Source organism: Xanthomonas sp. LF02-5, from assembly GCF_034105325.1.
Lineage (GTDB): Bacteria > Pseudomonadota > Gammaproteobacteria > Xanthomonadales > Xanthomonadaceae > Xanthomonas_A > Xanthomonas_A sontii.
Genome location: NZ_JAXGGF010000001.1, coordinates 1,343,719 through 1,361,954, shown reverse-complemented (window position 1 = coordinate 1,361,954; position 18,236 = coordinate 1,343,719). Strand labels below are relative to the sequence as shown.

Genomic DNA, 18,236 nt, shown 5'->3' with positions numbered 1-18,236 from the left:
TTCAAACGGGAATCGACGTCAACTCGTCCACGCCCAGCGCCAGGTTGAGGTTCTGCATCGCCTGCGTCGCGGCGCCCTTGAGCAGGTTGTCCAGCGTCGCCACCAGCACCAGCCGCTTGTTGCCCGGGGCCAGGGTGAAGCCCCCGAGCTGCACGCCGTGGCGGCCGGCGATGCGGCTGACCCACGGCGCTTCGTCGACTACCTCGATCAGCGGCTCATCGGCATAGCGGGCGCGATACAGCTGCTGCACCGCCTCCAACTTCAGCGGCTGCTGCAGCCACAGGTTCACGGTCATGGTGATGCCGCGGAAATGCGGCGCCACGTGCGGCATGAATTCCACCGGCACGCCGAGTTGCGCGGACACCTCGCGCTCGTGCATGTGGTCGGTCAGCGCGTACGGCATCAGGTTGTCGTGCAACAGCGCCGGGTTGTTCTTGTCCGACGGCGTGGTGCCGGCACCGGAATAGCCGGACACGCCGAAGCACTGCGGCGGCCCGGCAAGCTGCTCGCGCAGCGGCGCGATCGCCAGCTGCATCGCGGTGGCGTAGCAGCCCGGGTTGCTGATGCGGCGCTGCCCGGCATAGCCGACGCGGGTCAGTTCCGGCAGGCCGTAGTACCAGGCCGGGTCGAAGCGGTAATCCGCGGACAGATCGACCACGACCGGGTCGGGCGCACCGGCGGCGACCGCCGCATCCAGCGCCGCCACGTAGGGCGCGGCCTTGCCGTTGGGCAGCGCCAGCACCACCACGTCGGCACGCTTGGCCGCCACTGCTTCCGGGTCGAGATTCTCGTAGCGCAGTTCGCCCTGGTAAGCGTCGTGGTGGGCGTCGACGCGCTGCCCGTCCAGCTCGCGCGACGACAGGAAGGCCAGCCGCAACTGCGGATGCGCGGCGATCAGGCGGATCAGTTCGGCGCCGGTGTGGCCGCGGGCGCCGACGATGCCGATGGAATGAATGGGAGTGTTCATGCGTGCGAATCCAGGCGGAACTGCAGGTGGCGTTTCACCCCTTCCCATTCCGTGTCGATGATGGAGAAGATGACGGTGTCGCGCGGGGTGCCGTCGGCGTGGCGCTTGTGGTTGCGCAGCACGCCGTCCTGCTTGGCGCCCAGCCGCGCGATCGCGGTGCGCGAGGCGTGGTTGAACCAACTGGTCTCGAACACCACGCTGAGGCAGCCGAGCGTATCGAAGGCATGCCCGAGCAGCAGCAGCTTGGCCTCGGTGTTCAGGCCGCTGCGCTGCACCCGCGGCGCATACCAGGTGTAGCCGATCGACAGCGTCGGCACCTGCGGATCCAGGCCGTAGAAGCGCGTGCTGCCGACGATCTCGCCCTGCGCATCGCGCACCACGAACGGCAGCACCCGGCCCAGCGCCTGCACCTCCAGCGCGGCGGCGACGTAGGCGTCCACGCGTTCCGGCGCTGGCACGTTGGTGTACCACAGCGCGTCCAGGCCGCTGCCGTGCAGCGCGGCGCGCAGGCCGTCAGCATGCGCCGCCTGCAGCGGCTCCAGGCTAACGTGGCGGCCGCGCAGCGTCGGCACCTGGCGCCAGGATTCGGGAAGCTCGGGATCGATGCTGGACATGGCCTGGGTTCTCTGGACGATTCCGCTCAACCCTGCAGGGTCGGCGTGCGCGTGGCGCAGTGCGCCACGCAGTGCTGGATCTGCTCGAAGGTGTCCAGGCCGTACCAGAACACCTTCCACTTCTCCTGCTTGAAGCAGCCGTCGGATTCGGCGTAGTAGAAGATGTTGACCTGGTTGTTGTGGCGCGAGCGCCAGAACAGCTGCGGCGTCTCCTCGCGCATCACGTTCCACACCGCCCGGCCCAGGCCCTCGCCCTGCGCGTCGTCGAGCACGGCGAACTTGTCCAGGTAGGTGTAGCCGCCCTCGTCGGTCAGGATCACCGCGGTGCGGTAGTTCTCGCTGACATAGGCGCGCAGCAGCCGGGTGGTGTCGAAGTAGTCCGGCACCAGGGTGCGGCCGAAGCTGGATTCGATCAGGGTCTTCAGCCGCGGCAGGTCCAGCTCGCCCCATGTCGTGGCGCGCAGCACCTTCTCGCCGCGCCGCACCAGGGTGCCCGAGCCCTTGTGGGTGAACAGCTCCTTGGCCAGGTCGGCCGGGCGCGTGATCGACACCGACGACTCCAGCGGCAGGCGATCCAGCAGGTCCTTGATCTGCTCGATCTTCACCTTCATGCCGCCATGGATCCACGGCTGCGCGATCAGGTGGTCGTACTCGGTGGACAGGTTGATCGAATCGATCACCCGGCCCTGTTCGTCGAGCAGGCCGCCGGTGCCGGTGAGGAAGATGATCTTGTACGGCTGCAGTTCCTGCACCAGTTCGTTGGCGGCGAAGTCGGCGTTGATATTGAGGATCTGCCCGCTGGGGGTCTCGCCCAGGCTGGTGATGACCGGGATCGAGCCGGCCTGCAGGCTGGCCTCGATCGGCGCCAGGTTCACCGCGGTGACCTCGCCGACCAACCCATAGGTGTCGCGGTCCAGGTACTGCGCCTCGAACACGCCGCCGGTGATCGAGGTGGCGCGCGCGCCGTTCTGCTGCAGCGCCTCGACCAGCTTGAGATTGGAGGCCTGGAACACCCGGCGCACGATCGCCAGCGCTTCCGGCGAGGTCACCCGCAGGCCGTTGACGGTCTGCTTGTCGATGCCGGCGGCGGACAGCTCCGTGTCCAGCTGCGGGCCGGCACCGTGCAGCACGATCGGGGTGAGGCCGACTTCCTGCAGGAACGACAGCGAGGAAGTCAGCGCCTCCAGGTCGTCGCGCAGCACCGCGCCGCCGACCTTGACCACGGCGAAGCGCTTGGCGTCCAGCTGCGAGAAGCGCTTGAGGTACTGGCTGATCTCCTTCGCGCTGGCCATGCTCGAGAGCAGGCGCACGATGGTCTGGCGGGTTTGGCGGTTGGCGTGCATGGCGTGGGGAGATGTCCGAAGGAATCCAGGGTGGAGCCGATCGCAGGATCGGTCCGGGCGACGTGGAAAGACGCGCGGCTCAGCGCGCGCCGTTGATGATGCGGTGCACCGAGTCGGCGTAGCGCTGCAGTTGCTCCAGCGTCACGAACTCGTCGGCGGTGTGCGCCTGGGCGATGTCGCCCGGGCCGTAGACCAGCGCGGTGTAGCCGCCGGCAGAGAACAGCGAGGCCTCGGTCCAGAAGTCCACCGCGTTGCCGATCGGCAGTTCCAGCGCATCGGCGACGTCGCGCGCGGCCAGGCGCTTGTCCTCGGCGCGCGCAATGTCGCCGGAGGGCAGGCTCGGCCCGCGAAAGGTCTCCTCGAAGTGCGCTGCGGCCGGCTCGGCGAAGCCGGCGAAGGTCGCCAGCAACGCGTCCACGTCCATCGACGGCAGCGGCCGGAAACCGAAGCGCAGCTCCGCGGCCGGCGCGATCATGTTGGCCTTGATCCCGCCCTCGACGCGGCCGATGTTGAAGCGCAACCCGGTCAGCCCGCCGAAGCGCGCGTGCGCCAGCGACTCCACGTGGTCCAGCGCACGGCCGCCCCAGCGCATCGCCTGGTGCAGCGCGCTGGCCGCGGCGTCCTGCTTGCCCGAGGCGTGGCCGGCGCGGCCGGCGAAGCGCATCAGCACCGAACTGATGCCGCGATGCGCCAGCACCGCCTCGCTCATGGTCGGCTCGGCCACCAGCACCGCTTCATAGGGAATACCGCGGGCCAGGAACGCGGCGATGCAGCGCGGGTCGTTGGCTTCCTCGTCGCTGGAGAACAGGAACGCGGCATCGCCGTCGCCGGCATTGGCCGCGGCCAGCAGCGCCGCCGCCGCGCCCTTGATGTCGCACACGCCCAGGCCGACCACGCGATCGTCCAGGCGCCGCATGACATGCGGATCGGCGCTCCAGTGCGGCGAATCCGGCACCGTGTCCAGGTGCACGTTGAACAGGTACTTCGGCGCGCCGCGCACCGCATACAGGCTGACCGCGCCGGCGCCGTGGTCGATCACCTCCACCGCGAAGCCGGGCAGCTGCGCGCGGAGGTAGTCGAAGATGCCATCGGTGCCGATCGCCCGCGGCGGATTGCGGGTGTCGAAGGACACCAGCGCCTGCAGGTGATCGAGCGTGGAGGTGAGCAGATCGGTCATGGGTCAGGCCGCAGTGGTGCTGGTCGGATGAACCCTTCTCCCACCGGGAGAAGGTGCCCCCGGAGGGGGCGGATGAGGGGCGCCTCGCGACACGTCGAGAAGCGCCCAGACCGAACGCGTCGCCACGCGCCCGGATGGCGAACGATGGGAGCAAATGCTGCAGCAGTTCCCATGGCTGGCGCGTGGCGACGCGTTCGTCATGTCGGTCCCGAAGGCTTCCTGCGGCGCCCCCAACCCCTCTCCCGCAGGGAGAGGGGCTCTAAGCGTCAGCGATTGACCTGCGCGTACAGCGTCGAGCTCATGCCGAACAGCTTGATGAAGCCCTCGGCTTCGGCCACGCCCCAGTCCGCCGACTGCGCGTAGGTCGCGCCCTTGGCGTTGAGCAGGTGCGGCGACTTCACCGCCACCGCGTCGACGCGGCCGCCGCGGGTCTCCAGCGTCACTTCGCCATTGACCATCGCCTGCGACGACTTCAGGAAGGCTTCCAGGTCGGTCTTCAGCGGATCGTGATAGAAGCCTTCGTACACCAGCTCCACCCACTTGCGCGCCACGTCCGGCTTGAAACGGTTCTGCTGCTTGGTCAGCACCGCGTCCTCCAGCGCGCGGTGCGCGGCCAGCAGCGACACCAGGCCCGGCGCCTCGAACACGATGCGGCCCTTCAGGCCGATCACGGTGTCGCCGGTGTACACGCCGCGGCCCACGCCGTAGGGCGCGAACAGCTTGTTGAGCTTGGCCAGGATCTGTTCGCCCGGCAGCGCCTTGCCGTCGAGCTCGACCGCCTCGCCCTGCACGAACTTCAGCTTCACCGTCAGCGGCTCGGTCGGCCACGCGCTGCGCGGCGCGCACCAGCCGCGGGCGCCCTCGCCCGGCGCTTCCCAGCGGTCGATCTCGCCGCCGGACATGGTCAGGCCGAGCAGGTTCTCGTTGATGGTGTAGGCCTGCTGCTTGGCACGCACGCCGAAGCCGCGCTCTTCCAGGTACTTCTGCTCGTAGGCGCGGGTCTGGGTATGTTCCTTCTGGATCTCGCGGATCGGCGCGACGATCTCGTAGTCGCCCAGCGCCTTGACCGCCAGGTCGAAGCGCACCTGGTCGTTGCCCATGCCGGTGCAACCGTGGGCGATGGTCTTGGTGCCCAGTTCCTCGGCGCGCTTGAGCGCGGCATCGACGATCAGATAGCGGTCCGACACCAGCAGCGGATACTGGCCCTGGTAGCCCTCGCCCGCCCACACGAACGGCTTGACGAAGCCGGCCCAGATCGCCGGGCCGCCGTCGACGGTGACGTGGCTGGCCGCGCCCAGTTCCGCGGCGCGCTTCTCGATGAACTCGCGCTCCTCGGCATCCACGCCGCCGGTGTCGGCGAACACGGTGTGCACCGCATAACCCTTGGCCTGCAGGTAGGGGATGCAGAAGCTGGTGTCGAGGCCGCCGGAGAAGGCGAGGACGATGTCCTTGGTGCCGGGATTGGGGATTGGGGAGTCGGGATTGGTGGAAGCGGTGCTCATGGTTGTTTCCTTATCACGCGTAAAAGTGGGGGCTAACGCTGTTGCTGTACCGATTCTCTATTCCCGATTCCCGATTCCCGCTTGCGACGCAAGCGCCGCCATGATCGCCTTCTGCACATGCAGGCGGTTCTCTGCCTCGTCGATGGCGATGCAGTTGGGCGAGTCCATCACCGCGTCGGTGGCCTTGACGTTGCGGCGCAGCGGCAGGCAATGCGAGAACACGCCGTTGTTGGTCAGCGCCATCTTGCGTTCGTCGACGATGAAGTGCTGGTACTGGTCGCGGATCGGCTTCTCCGGGCCCCAGTTGCCGAAGAACGGCAGCGCGCCCCAGCTCTTGGCGTAGACCACGTCGGCGCCGGCGTAGGCGCTGTCGATGTCGTGGCTGACGCTCAGCGAACCGCCGCTCTCGGCCACGTTCTGCGCGGCCCAACCCATGTAGCGCTCGTCGAGCACGTAGTCGGGAGTCGGGCACAGCAGGGTCACGTCCATGCCCAGGCGAGTGGCGATGGTCAGTGCGGAATTGGCCACCGCGGTGTTCAGCGGCTTGGGATGGTAGGTCCAGGTCAGCACGTACTTCTTGCCGCGCAGGTCGCTGGTGCCGAAGTGCTCCTGCAGCGCCAGCGCATGCGCCAACTCCTGGCACGGATGGGTGATGGTCTCCATGTTGATCACCGGCACCGGCGAATATTTGGCGAAGCTCTTCAGCACCAGGTCCTCGCGGTCCTTGGCCCAGTCGACGAACTTCGGGAACGCACGCACGCCGATCAGGTCCACATAGCGGCCCAGCACCCGCGCCACCTCGGCGATGTGCTCTTCGGTGTCGCCGTCCATCACTGTGCCCAGGTCGAACTCGATCGGCCACGCGTCCTTGCCCGGCTGCAGCACCACCGCGTGGCCGCCCAACTGGAACGCGCCCAGCTCGAAGCTGGTGCGGGTACGCATGGACGGGTTGAAGAACACCAGCGCGATCGACTTGCCCTTCAGCTCGCTGCCGAGGCGGTTGCGCTTGAACAGCGCCGCCTGGGTCAGCACCGCGTCCAGTTCGGCGCGGCTCCAGTCCTGGGTGTTCAAGAAGTGCTTCAGAGACATCGATCGATCCTTTGCAGCGGTGGGGACGCGGGGACGCGCGAGGCGTTCTACAGGGAGGTTCTTTACGGGTGAAACTTTTCCGGCCGATGAAAACGAAAAAACCCAGCCTCGGGCTGGGTTTTCAGAACGAACGGCACGACGCTCCGGTTACCCAGCGAGAATGTGGGATTCCGGTCGACGCGCGCGCGACGTCATGCCCGAGGCCATGCGTGCGGCGCTGAGATCGTGCTGGGGCAGGTTCGCTTTCATCGGCGCGCATCCTCGCACGCGCACGCCACAGGCGCAAGCGCGTGCGGCGCTCAGCGCGGGGGCACCACCACCGCGTCGGGCACGTACGGCGCCACCGAGACGCGGATGCGCAGCCGGTTGCCCGGATCTTCCGGCAGCCGCGAGCGGTACTTGGTGCCCTTGTAGACATAGTCCACGTCGTAGGCGATGGGCCGGCGGAACTCGCGGCCGACCTCGACCATCCGGCAGTTGCGTCCGCCCTGCGGCGCCGTGGCCGGCGCAGCGGCCGGGGCCGGCTCCTCGTGGCGGCGGCTGAAGATGTCCTTCACCGAATCCATCAACCGGTTCAAGCGGCTGTCGTCCTCGGCCGGCTTGGGCGCCGGCGCCGCCGGGGCCGGCGCGGGAGCCGGGTCGCATTGCTGCTCGGTGCGGGTGGCGCGCAGGGTCTGGTAGACCGGCTCCACGTTCAGCACCTGGGCGTAGTCCAGCTTGACGTTCTCGATCACCACCACCCGATTGCGCGCCTCGGAGTCCTGCGCCCAGGCCGGCGCGGCGGCGCAGGCAAGGAGGCCGACCAGCGGCAACAACGGGTTCGGGCGCATCGGCAGCAGCTTCGCAAGGGCAGACCAATGAGTGTAGGCATGGCGGCTTGCGTCGGGCTGAACGCGAGCCGACAGGCGCGCCGCGCGCCCGCCTGGCGACGGCTGCCGGTAGAATCGGACGGTTTCCCCACCGCCGATGCCGATGAGCCTGCGCCTGCACAACAACCTGACCCGCCGGGTCGATGCCTTCGAACCGCTCGATCCGGTGGCCGGCCCGACGCTCTACGTCTGCGGCCCCACCGTCTACAACTACGCGCACATCGGCAACGCCCGCGGCCCGGTGGTGTTCGACGTGCTGGCGGCGCTGCTGCGGCGCCGCTACGGCAAACTGCGCTACGCCCGCAACATCACCGACGTGGACGACAAGATCAACGCCGCCGCGCAGGCGCAGGGCGTGCCGATCTCGGCCATCACCGACCGCTTCGCGGCCATCTACCGCCAGGACATGGCCGCGCTGGGCGTGACCCCGCCGGACATCGAGCCGGCGGCCACCGCGCACATCCCGCACATCGTGGCGATGATCGAGCGGCTGATCGCCGGCGGCCACGCCTATGCCGCCGAGGGCCACGTGCTGTTCGCGGTGGCCAGCTTCGCCGATTACGGCAAGCTGTCGCGGCGCGACCCGGAGGAGATGCTGGCCGGCGCCCGCGTCGAGGTCGCCCCGTACAAGCGCGATCCGGGCGACTTCGTGCTGTGGAAGCCGTCCAGCGACGACCTGCCCGGCTGGGACTCGCCATGGGGCCGCGGCCGCCCCGGCTGGCACATCGAGTGCTCGGCGATGGCTGCCGCGCATCTAGGCGAGACCATCGACATTCATGCCGGCGGCGTGGACCTGCAGTTCCCGCACCACGAGAACGAGATCGCGCAGAGCGAATGCGCCCACGGCGGCGCCACCTTCGCCCGCGTGTGGCTGCACAACGGCATGCTGACCTTCAGCGGCGCCAAGATGAGCAAGTCGCTGGGCAACATCGAGACCGTGCACGACCTGATCGAGCGCCACCCGCCCGAGGCGCTGCGCTGCGCGCTGCTCAGTGCCCACTATCGGCAGCCGCTGGACTGGTCCGACGCCCTGATCCAGGCCCAGGTGGCCCGGCTCGACGGCCTGTACGGAACGCTGCGCGATCTGCAGGCCATCGACGCCGAAGCCGTCATTCCGGCCGAGATCGAAGAAGCCCTCGACGACGACCTCAATACGCCGCTGGCGCTGTCGGTGCTGTCGAGCCTGGCGACCCAGGCGCGACAGGCACTGCGCGAGGCGGCGCCGGCCGGCGGCCTCGACCCCGCCGATGCCACGCAACGTGCGGACACGCTGCGCCAGGCCAAGGGCCGCCTGCTCGGCGCCGGCCTGGCCCTGGGCCTGCTGCAGCAGGATCCGCAGGTCTGGTTCCAGGGTGCCGGCAGCGACGACGACGCCCGCATCCAGGCGCTGATCGACGCCCGCAGCGACGCCAAGCAGGCCCGCGACTTCGCCCGCGCCGATGCCATCCGCCAGGAACTGGCCGACGCCGGCATTGTCCTGGAGGACACGCCGCAGGGCGTACGCTGGAAGCGTGGGTAACCGAGCCCTCGTAGAAAAAGGGCGCACGGCTGTTCCCTTCTCCCTCTGGGAGAAGGTGCCCCGAAGGGGCGGATGAGGGTACGGGCGAAGCCTAGAGAGATGAGGCCGAGCGAATGGCCTCGACAGTTCACGATGCTTCGCCCGCACCCTCACCCCAACCCCTCTCCCGGAGGGAGAGGGGCTTTACATCGCTTGATTCTGGATTGCTGATGACCGACACCGACTTTCCGCTCGAACCCACGCCCGCCGATGCCCAGGCCGCCATCGCCGAGGAGTTCGGCTTTTTCGGCGACTGGTCCGAGCGCTATCAGTACCTGATCGACCTGGGCCGCAAGCTGCCCGCCTTTCCCGAGCACTGGAAGACCGAGGAGCATCGCCTGCACGGCTGCCAGTCGATGGTGTGGATCGTGCCCGAGGGCAATGCCGAACGCCTGGTGTTCCATGCGATCAGCGACTCGGCGATCGTCTCCGGGCTGATCTATCTGGCGCTGCGGGTCTATTCCGGGCGCAGCGCCGCGGACATCCTCGCCACCGCGCCGGACTTCGTCGCCGCCATCGGCCTGGGCAAGCACCTGTCGCCGACCCGCAGTAACGGCCTGGCCGCGCTGCTGGCCTTCATCCAGGACACCGCACGCGCCCAGCAGGCATGAGCGCGCCGCTGCCCACCCCGCAGACCCTGCGCACGCTGCTGGCGCATCCCGGCTTCGCCTTGGTGCTGGCCTACCGCATCCTGGCGATGCTGTCCTATCAGGTCGTCGCGGTCACGGTCGGCTGGCATATCTACGAGATCACCCGCGATCCATTCTCGCTGGGGCTGATCGGACTGGCCGAGATCCTGCCGTTCTTCTGCATCGCCCCGTTCGCCGGCTACCTGGTCGATCATCTGCCGCGCCGCTACCTGGGCATGCTCGCGAGCGTCGGCCTGGTCGCCACCGCCGCGATCCTGCTGGCGGTGAGCCGCGGCTGGCTGGCGGCGCAGGGCGTGTGGCCGATCTACGCGGCGATCGCCCTGACCGGCGCCGCGCGCGCCTTCCTGTCGCCGGTGTACAACGCGCTGTTCGCCCGCGTCCTGCCGCGCGAGGCCTATGCGCGCGGCGCCAGCGTCGGCAGCGTCGCGTTCCAGGCCGGCATGGTGATCGGCCCGGCGCTGGGCGGTCTGCTGGTCGGCTGGGGCGGCAAGAGCCTGGCCTACGGCACCGCCATCGGCGCCTCCAGCGCGGCGCTGTTGGCGCTGTGGCTGCTGCGCGTGTCCGAGCCGGTCCACGAAGGCCCACGCGCACCGATCTTCCGCAGCATCGCCGAAGGCGCGCAGTTCGTGTTCTCCAACCAGATCATGCTCGGCGCGATGGCCCTGGACATGTTCTCGGTGCTGCTGGGCGGCGCGGTGTCGATGCTGCCGGCCTTCATCCACGACATCCTGCACTACGGCCCCGAGGGCCTGGGCATCCTGCGCGGCGCCCCGGCGCTGGGCTCGATCCTGGTCGGCGTGTGGCTGGCACGGCACCCGCTGCAGCGCAATGCCGGGCGCGTGCTGCTGCTGGCGGTGGCCGGCTTCGGCCTGTGCACGATCGCCTTCGGGTTGTCGCGGCACTTCTGGCTGTCGGCGGCGATCCTGCTCGCCTATGGCATGTGCGACGGCGTCTCGGTGATCGTGCGTTCGACCATCCTGCAACTGGCGACACCGGACGCGATGCGCGGCCGCGTGTCCTCGATCAACGGCATCTTCATCGGCTCGTCGAACGAACTGGGTGCGTTCTACGACGGTGTCATGGCGCGGCTGATCGGGTTGGTGCCCGCCGTGGTACTTGGCGGCTGCGTGACCTTGGGCGTGGTCGGCGTCACCAGCTGGAAAGCGCCCAAGCTGCGCAATCTGGATCTGCGCGACCTGCAGTAGGGGTGACTGATGGCGAGTGTGGGTCGGACGCGAGACAGCCCGGCCCGGTCGTGCATCACGCACCCTGGCGCCGGCGCGTGCGCACCGCGCCAGTCATCCTTCCATTCGCCACAACGACCGCGCTCAGCGCGCGGCCGCCACCGCGCGCGCCTGCGCCTCGTCGTCGGCCCAGGCATGCGCGCAATCCGGCACCCCGGCCGGCTGCACCAGGCCGCCCTGCCCCGCCAGGAACCGGCAGGTGGCGGCGAACACCGCCGGCACCGCCCGCGAGCGGATCGGCGAGGCCAGCACGTGATTGTCCGCCCCAGGAAAGTCCACTGCCTGACGCAAGGCCGGTGGCGTTCCCAGCTGCTTGAACATCGCCTGCAGCGCCGCCACCGACACCGTGCGGTCCTGGTGCTGCGGGTCGCGATAGTAGTAGCCCAGGAACACCGGCACATGGATCCGCGCATAGGTCGCCGGCCGCATGCCGCCGCGGGTCAGCGCCGCCAGCGCGCGGTAGCCGTCCAGGTGCGTGGCGTCGGCCCAGTAGGCACTGTCGACCGGATAGCGCAGGATCGGATCGCCACCGTTGTGCGTCCACGCCAGCAACTGCGCGCCCCACGGCCACAACATCGGCTGCAGCTGATCGCCGTACTCGCGCACCAGCGGCGACCACAGCACCAGCGCCTGCACCTGGCGCGGATTCGCCGCCACCGCCTGCGTCGCCAGCGCACCGCCCATCGAATTGCCGATCACCACCACCCGGTCGCCCAGCACCCGGGTCACCGCCAGCGCCTCGGTCGCACCCGCGAGCAGGCGGCCGGCATCGACGCCGCGCAGCGCATCGGCCGCGACCAGGCCGTGCCCGGGCAGGCGCGGCAGATACAGATTGCAGCCGAAGCTGCGCGCCAGCCGCACGTGGGTGGGCGCGCCCTCGCCCTGGCTGGCGGTGAAGCCATGCAGATAGACCATGGCGCACGCGCGTCGCCCGGGATGCGCCGGATCGGCCCAGACGATCCGCGCCTGGTTGTCCGGGCGCAGCCCCGGCGTGGCACGTTCGCGCGCATCGATCCAGGCCTGCAGCGCCAGCGGATCCTGCGGCACCGCCGGCGCCGCCACCTGCGGCAAGGCCACGCTGACCCGCGGCCCCAGCGCAACGACCGCCAGCAATGACAGGGCGATCAGGATCGGCCAGCGCCAACGACGGCGGCGTTTGCGCGCACCCGATCCGGCCACGTCGGCATGGCCGTTCAAGCGCGACGCTCCGTTATCGAACCGAGCGAGGATACATAATGGAAATAATTTTCAAGCAGTGACATTGATTGTCGGCGGCGACATGGCGATATACCACAGCCGCCATTATGCGACACCGTCATGACAGGCGCATTTAAAGCTTTTCCAAAGCCACGCACGGCACTGAAATTCCGATCACAAGCAACTGATTTTATTGGATCACCTTCCCACCAACCAGCACCGGTAGAACGCATTTTGCAGAAAAGATGGAAAGTCCGCAAACACAGAAAGGAAGACGAAAGAAGCCTCCGAAATTATCTCTTCCGAATCAAGTTTCACCCCACTTCTGGAAAATGGACGCGCATCGAAACGCGCGGCCCCCATATGAAACATGGATGGAATCAGCCGAATGGAACATTCGCTTTTCCGTGACGAGGCAGTGGACGCCCGAAGCCAGGCATGGCTGGAGACGGCGGCACTGGCAACGCCACTTTCGACTCGGGCGCGGAGTTGCATCGCACTAGGCACCGACGCCGCCGACCCGGCAGACAACCACCGATTGAAGTTCTCCACATGAAAATCTTTGGGTTACCAAGCATAGGCATGGCGTTGGCATTCGCCATTGCCGTGCCAGGATCGCTGCAGGCGAATCCAGCCTCTTCCCGCGCAGATGGAGAACAGGCGATCGCGTATGTGCTGAAGAACGACCTCGCACTGTCGAGGCTCTTCGGTAGTTGCCCCGCATTGAAATTTGCCCGAACCGGCGTCGAAGGGAACAATGCTTTTCTGATCGAAGGCAACTGCGACATCAAGAACAACCCAGAAGAAGATGCGGACTGCCCCGCCTATCACATCCATGCGCTGGGGACGATGGACACGCCGTCGCATTGGACGGTACGTCGCCTGGACCTGACCTTGGCGTGCTCCAGCGAAGAAGCGCCGAAGACGCAGCGGATGTAACCACCGCGTAGGCGCTTGCGGCGTCGCTGCAGGCGCAGTGGCGAAAATCCGACCTCAGAGATGATCACCACCATCACCACCAATTCGGGCCTGAATCCGTCCGATCAGTGGTCATCGTTGAGCAGCGACCAGCGCAACGCGTTCATCACCGCCGACGGGCACCGCGAAGGCTGGCACGGCAACTAACTCCCCCCGTGGCGAGGACGGGAGCGCTCCCGTCCTCGCCACGCATCATCCGTCACGGAGATTTCTCATGGCATCCCGGTTCTTCCCGCTGTTCGGCCTGCTCGCGCTGTGCATGGCCCACCCGCAGGCGCATGCCGCCGGCAGCGATGCGGCGACCTGCACGCACGCGCTGCATCAGGCCCTTGCAGGCACCAGCAGCGCCGCCACCCTGCCCCCTCCGTGCGCGCGTCTGGGACCCGTCGCGCTTGGCATGCGCAGACAACAGGTGCTGGCCGCACTGGGCCAGCCGGACATCACCCGCAGCGATGCAGCACATCCGGAGACGCTCAGTGTGGTGTATCTGTACCCGCGCGGGCTCAATGCGCTGCTGGCGCAGCAACCGCGGCCGGCGACCGCTCTCCGCTACAGCCAGTTGGCAGTGCGCTTTCGCAACGACCGGGTCACCAACCTGATCGCCTTCGCCACTCCAGATGCGCCGTTGCCGTTCGAGTTGCTCGGCCAGCCGGCCGGTACGCCCGTCGATCGGGTCTTGCAGGCCATCGGCGGGCAGCCGCAATGGAACGCCAACCGCGACTACGTGCAGTTCGCCGCGATGCCGCTGGGCCTGGAGGTCGATCCGGAGACGTCGGCGATCGTCGGGCTGGACCTTGCAGCCACCAAGCAGGACCTGGACAGTTTCGCCCTGCCCGGCGTGCAACTGCGCAAGGACGCGCAAAGCGGCCTGATCAACGGCGTGCGCTGAAGGGCGCCGTCGTCCATGCCGGCATGGGCCCGCCTGCCAGCGGAAGTCTGCCCACGCGGCCGCGAACGGCCGCGGCGGCTGGACAGGCGCTCGGCTGCGCATCGCGCATCGATGGGCGGTCGTGCAGCAGGACTGGCACCACCGCTACTCGCGGCAGCAGACGGCAGACGCTCGCCCTGACTGGGGGGCCGAAAACGCAAAGCCCCGCGCGAGCGGGGCCTTGCCTTGACACGTCGGGGCGGCGCGGACTCAGTCGCCCTGCTGCTTCTGCAGATGTTCCCAACGCTCCTGCGCGTCGATGGTGCGCTCGGCGGTCAGACGCGCTTCCAGGCGCTCCAGGCCGATTTCCTCACCCGTGTCCACGCAGTAGCCGTAGTCGCCGGCATCCAGACGCTTGAGGGTGCTGTCGATCTTGCCGATCAGCTTGCGGTAGCGGTCGCGGGTCCGCAGTTCCAGCGAGTTCTCGGTCTCGCGGGTCGCGCGCTCGGCTTCGTCGCCGATGTCGCGGACTTCGTCGCGCAGGTTCTCGATGGTCTGCTTGGATTCCTCGACCAGGTCGGCGCGCCAGGTGAGCAGGCGCTGGCGGAAGTACTCCTGCTGCAGCGCGCTCATGTACTCCTCGTCCGCCGCCGGCTTGTAGCCCTTGGGCAGGATCGGGCGGCCGGTGGCCTCGTCGGTCTTGTACTCGACCACCTTGTACTTGGCCGGCTTGGCCGGGGTGTTGGACTTGGCGGTCACGGCCACGGCGACCTTGCCGGTGGGCTTGGCGACCGGCGCCTTCGGGGTGGATTCGGACTTGGTGGGGGTTTTCGCGGAGGATTTCGAAACGGACACGGGATTCTTTTGTGGCGGGGTCGACGGCGCGGCGGACTTGGCGGCAACGGGCTTGGAGGCCGGTGCTGCGGCAGGCGTGGCGGGCTTGACCGGGACAGGCTTGGCCGCAGCCGGCTTGGGCGCCGACTTCGGTACGGAGGTGGTCACCGCGGGTGCAACGGGGGCGGTGGCCGGTTTGGATTTGGCGGGAGCGGCCGCGGTCTTGACGACCTTGGCGCCAGGCTTAGCCGCGGGCGTCTTCGCTGCCGGCTTGGCGGCGGGCGCTGGCTTGGCGGCGGCCTTCGCCGGTGCGACCGGCTTGGCAGGCGCCTTCTTGGCCGGGGCCTTCTTGGCGGGAGCGGACTTGGCCGGCGACGCAGCGACCGGCTTGGCCGCCGGCTTCTTGGCCACGGCCTTGCTGGCCGATTTGGCCGGCGCGGCCTTGGCTGCCGACTTCGCAGGCGCGGCTTTCTTCAGCGGTTTGCTGGCGGCGGACACCGTCGCTTTCTTGGCGACGGGCTTGGCAGGCTTCTTGGCGGCCTGGACGGCCTTCTTTGCAGGTTTTTTAGCAGCCACGAACGCTCTTCCTTGGTCTTCCCGGGGCCCGGGAAAGCGGGCCTTTATAGCCTACCCTACCCCCCGCGGCAACAACGCGGCGTATACGCCGAGCGACCCGCCTAGTCCAGCACAGTGGCATATCATGGTGATGTGATCGCCCGCGCTCTCATCGCCCTGCTGCGCCTGTACCAGCGCTTCATCAGCCCGCTGCTGGGACCGCGCTGTCGTTTCGTGCCCAGTTGCTCGGCGTATGCGGTGACCGCCATCGCCCGTTTCGGCGCATTGCGCGGCGGCTGGATGGCCGCCCGCCGCGTCGGCCGCTGCCACCCCTTCCATCCTGGCGGGTTCGACCCGGTGCCCGACCCCACGGCGCCGCCACCCTGCCGCTGCCAAGGAAAACACTGATGTCCGCTTCCACATTGATCGTCAACGCGCGCCTGGTCAACGAAGGCCGCGAAACCCAGGGCGACCTGCGCATCGCCGACGGCCGCATCGCCGCGATCGCCCCGCAGCTGGCCGCGCGCGAGGGCGAGACCGTGGTCGATGCCGCCGGCCGCTGGCTGCTGCCCGGCATGATCGACGACCAAGTGCACTTCCGCGAACCCGGCCTGACCCACAAGGGCGACATCGCCACCGAATCGGCGGCGGCGGTGGCCGGCGGCCTGACCAGCTTCATGGACATGCCCAACACCAATCCGCCGACGCTCGACGCCGCCGCGCTGCAGGCCAAGTACGACGCCGCGCACGGCCGCGCCTGGGGCAACTACGGCTTCTACCTAGGCGCCAGCAACGACAACCTGGCCGCGATCCAGACCCTGGACCCGAAGACCGCGCCCGGCATCAAGGTGTTCATGGGCGCCTCCACCGGCAACATGCTGGTCGACAACCCGCAGACCCTGGACGCGATCTTCCGCGACGCGCCGACGCCGATCATCACCCACTGCGAAGACACCCCGACCATCGACGCGACCCTGGCCGCGTTCAAGGAAAAGTATGGCGAGGCGCTGACCCCGGACATGCACCCGGACATCCGCTCGCGCGAGGCCTGCCTGAAGTCCTCGCAGCTGGCGGTGTCGCTGGCGAAGAAGCACGGCACCCGCCTGCACGTGCTGCACATCTCCACCGCCGACGAGCTGGCGCTGTTCACCCCCGGCCCGATCCAGGGCAAGCGCATCACCGCCGAGACCTGCATCCATTTCCTGCGCTTCGACCGCGCCGACTACGCCACGCTCGGCAACCTGATCAAGTGCAACCCGGCGATCAAGGACGCCAGCGACCGCGAGGCGCTGATCCGCGCGATCGCCGAGGACGTGATCGACGTGCTCGCCACCGACCACGCCCCGCACACCTGGGAAGAGAAGAGCAAGCCGTACGCGCAGGCGCCGTCGGGCCTGCCGCTGGTGCAGTACGCGCTTGTCGCGGCGCTGGAGTTGGTCCACGAGGGCCGGCTCAGCGTGGCCCAGGTGGTGCACAAGTTCGCGCACGCGCCGGCGCTGCTGTTCGACGTGCACGAACGCGGCTTCCTGCGCGAGGGCTACCACGCCGACCTGGTGCTGATCGACGACACCGCGTTCACCGTGCGCCGCGAGGACGTGCTGTCCAAGTGCGGCTGGTCGCCGTTCGAAGGGCGCAGCTTCCGCTCCAGGATCGCCGCGACCTGGGTCAACGGCGTGCTGGCCTGGGACGGCACCCGCCTGGTCGGCACCCCCAACGGGCAGCGCCTGGCGTTCGACCGCTGATGCGCGGCGCCATTGTGTCCGGCGCCGCATTGGCGCTGGTCCTGCTGACTGCACCGCTCGCCCCTGCGCTGCACGCACAGACGCCGGCCGCGGCCGGCGCCGAAGCGCGCAGCGTGTTCCCGCGCAGCGCCTCGCAGGGCGCGCTGGTGATCGGCAAGGTCGCGCCCGGCAGCCGCGTGCAGTACGCCGGACGCACCCTGCGAGTCAGCGACTACGGCAGCGTGGTGTTCGGCATCGGCCGCGACGAGCGCGGCCCGCTGCGCATCGCCGTGCAGCGCCCGGATGGCGGGACTGAGACGGTCGAGATCGCGGTGACGCCGCGCGACTGGCCGCTGGAACAGGTCAACGGGGTGCCGCCGAAGACGGTGAACCCGCCGCCGGCGATCGCCGAGCGGATCAAGCGCGAACAGGCCCAGGTCACCGCCGCGCGCGACCGCGACGACCCGCGCACCGATTTCGCCGCACCCTTCATCTGGCCGGTGCAGGGCCGCATCAGCGGCCGCTTCGGCAATGCCCGGGTCTACAACGGCCAGCCCGGCGCCGGGCATTCGGGCATGGACATCGCCGTGCCCACCGGCACCCCGGTCAAGGCCCCGGCCGCCGGCGTCATCACCTTCGCCGCTCCCGACCTGTACCTGACCGGCGGCACCGTGCTGCTGGATCACGGCTACGGCGTCAGTTCCAACTTCCTGCACCTGTCGCGGATCGACGTCAAAGTCGGCGACCGCATCGCCCAGGGTCAGGTGATCGGCGCGGTGGGTGCCACGGGCCGTGCGACCGGGCCGCATCTGCATTGGGGGATGAATTGGTTCGATGTGCGCATCGACCCATTGCTGGTGCTGGAGCGGACGAAACAGCCGTAGTGCGTTGGTGCGTCAGGTGCGCTGGCGCGCGGCGGCGCGTTCCTCATCCGGGTCGCGGACACATTCGCCTGGCGCGGTTCGATGTGCGCATCGATCCACTGTTGGTGCTGGAGCGGACAAAGCAACAGTAAAGCGCTGGTGGGTCAGGTGCGTTGGCGCGCGTGGCCGGGAGGCCGCACCCTCATC

At 68.6% G+C, this 18,236-nt stretch carries 18 protein-coding genes; 9 read left to right on the top strand and 9 right to left on the bottom strand.

Annotation, left to right across the window (positions count from 1 at the left end; genetic code table 11):
• Position 1: 1 nt before the first annotated feature.
• From argC to SLW52_RS05885, 7 genes are all read right to left on the bottom strand, one after another.
• Positions 2-967 carry an N-acetyl-gamma-glutamyl-phosphate reductase gene (argC, locus tag SLW52_RS05915; protein WP_320739148.1) on the bottom strand — a complete coding sequence of 322 codons (966 nt, stop codon included), beginning with the start codon at positions 965-967 and terminating at the stop codon, positions 2-4.
• Positions 964-1,581 (bottom strand): GNAT family protein, encoded by a 618-nt coding sequence (locus SLW52_RS05910; protein ID WP_320739149.1) that lies wholly within the window; start codon positions 1,579-1,581, stop codon positions 964-966. The genes argC and SLW52_RS05910 overlap by 4 nt, the downstream gene beginning before the upstream one ends.
• A gap of 26 nt (positions 1,582-1,607) precedes the next feature.
• Entirely contained in the window at positions 1,608-2,924 is a 1,317-nt protein-coding gene (locus SLW52_RS05905) for an acetylglutamate kinase (protein ID WP_295940218.1), read from the bottom strand.
• A 79-nt stretch (positions 2,925-3,003) separates the two neighbouring features.
• Positions 3,004-4,101 carry an acetylornithine deacetylase gene (locus SLW52_RS05900; RefSeq protein ID WP_320739150.1) on the bottom strand — a complete coding sequence of 366 codons (1,098 nt, stop codon included), beginning with the start codon at positions 4,099-4,101 and terminating at the stop codon, positions 3,004-3,006.
• Positions 4,102-4,367: 266 nt separating this feature from the next.
• A complete protein-coding gene (locus SLW52_RS05895; RefSeq protein ID WP_295942094.1) occupies positions 4,368-5,603 on the bottom strand; it encodes an argininosuccinate synthase in 1,236 nt (411 codons plus the stop codon).
• Between the two features lie 57 nt (positions 5,604-5,660).
• A complete protein-coding gene (locus tag SLW52_RS05890) occupies positions 5,661-6,692 on the bottom strand; it encodes an N-acetylornithine carbamoyltransferase (protein ID WP_267102658.1) in 1,032 nt (343 codons plus the stop codon).
• 299 nt (positions 6,693-6,991) lie between these two features.
• Positions 6,992-7,522 (bottom strand): hypothetical protein, encoded by a 531-nt coding sequence (locus SLW52_RS05885; protein ID WP_152237514.1) that lies wholly within the window; start codon positions 7,520-7,522, stop codon positions 6,992-6,994.
• A 142-nt stretch (positions 7,523-7,664) separates the two neighbouring features.
• On the opposite strand from SLW52_RS05885, the gene cysS reads away from it, so the two are divergent.
• The 3 genes from cysS to SLW52_RS05870 all read left to right on the top strand — a co-directional run bounded on the left by cysS (position 7,665) and on the right by SLW52_RS05870 (position 10,974).
• Entirely contained in the window at positions 7,665-9,080 is a 1,416-nt protein-coding gene (cysS, locus tag SLW52_RS05880; RefSeq protein WP_320739153.1) for a cysteine--tRNA ligase, read from the top strand.
• Between the two features lie 209 nt (positions 9,081-9,289).
• Positions 9,290-9,730: a SufE family protein gene (locus tag SLW52_RS05875; RefSeq protein WP_017912501.1), complete on the top strand. Its 441-nt coding sequence runs from the start codon at positions 9,290-9,292 to the stop codon at positions 9,728-9,730.
• A complete protein-coding gene (locus SLW52_RS05870) occupies positions 9,727-10,974 on the top strand; it encodes an MFS transporter (protein ID WP_267101607.1) in 1,248 nt (415 codons plus the stop codon). Before SLW52_RS05875 ends, SLW52_RS05870 begins: the two co-directional genes overlap by 4 nt.
• Before the next feature lie 123 nt (positions 10,975-11,097).
• On the opposite strand, the gene SLW52_RS05865 is transcribed toward SLW52_RS05870, so the two are convergent.
• Positions 11,098-12,210 (bottom strand): alpha/beta fold hydrolase, encoded by a 1,113-nt coding sequence (locus SLW52_RS05865; RefSeq protein WP_267102660.1) that lies wholly within the window; start codon positions 12,208-12,210, stop codon positions 11,098-11,100.
• A gap of 552 nt (positions 12,211-12,762) precedes the next feature.
• Between SLW52_RS05865 and SLW52_RS05860 the strand changes: the two genes are divergently transcribed.
• From SLW52_RS05860 to SLW52_RS05850, 3 genes are all read left to right on the top strand, one after another.
• On the top strand, positions 12,763-13,149 hold the full coding sequence (locus SLW52_RS05860) for a hypothetical protein (protein WP_267093898.1): 387 nt from the start codon (positions 12,763-12,765) through the stop codon (positions 13,147-13,149).
• A 60-nt stretch (positions 13,150-13,209) separates the two neighbouring features.
• Entirely contained in the window at positions 13,210-13,335 is a 126-nt protein-coding gene (locus SLW52_RS05855) for a hypothetical protein (protein ID WP_255424819.1), read from the top strand.
• Positions 13,336-13,402: 67 nt separating this feature from the next.
• Complete coding sequence (locus tag SLW52_RS05850; protein ID WP_320739156.1) at positions 13,403-14,077, top strand: secreted signal peptide protein; 675 nt, start codon at positions 13,403-13,405, stop codon at positions 14,075-14,077.
• Between the two features lie 249 nt (positions 14,078-14,326).
• Here the strand turns inward: SLW52_RS05850 and dksA are convergent, their stop codons facing one another.
• Positions 14,327-15,466, bottom strand: a complete 1,140-nt coding sequence (gene dksA / locus SLW52_RS05845; RefSeq protein WP_320739157.1) for an RNA polymerase-binding protein DksA — start codon at positions 15,464-15,466, stop codon at positions 14,327-14,329.
• Positions 15,467-15,580: 114 nt separating this feature from the next.
• On the opposite strand from dksA, the gene yidD reads away from it, so the two are divergent.
• The 3 genes from yidD to SLW52_RS05830 are packed head-to-tail and all read left to right on the top strand — an operon-like array spanning position 15,581 to position 18,050.
• Entirely contained in the window at positions 15,581-15,853 is a 273-nt protein-coding gene (yidD, locus tag SLW52_RS05840; protein ID WP_026144024.1) for a membrane protein insertion efficiency factor YidD, read from the top strand.
• Positions 15,853-17,187 (top strand): dihydroorotase, encoded by a 1,335-nt coding sequence (locus SLW52_RS05835; RefSeq protein ID WP_320739158.1) that lies wholly within the window; start codon positions 15,853-15,855, stop codon positions 17,185-17,187. Before yidD ends, SLW52_RS05835 begins: the two co-directional genes overlap by 1 nt.
• The gene (locus SLW52_RS05830) at positions 17,187-18,050 is read left to right on the top strand and encodes a M23 family metallopeptidase (RefSeq protein ID WP_267084737.1); all 864 of its coding nucleotides are present in this window, start codon (positions 17,187-17,189) and stop codon (positions 18,048-18,050) included. Before SLW52_RS05835 ends, SLW52_RS05830 begins: the two co-directional genes overlap by 1 nt.
• Positions 18,051-18,236: the final 186 nt, after the last annotated feature.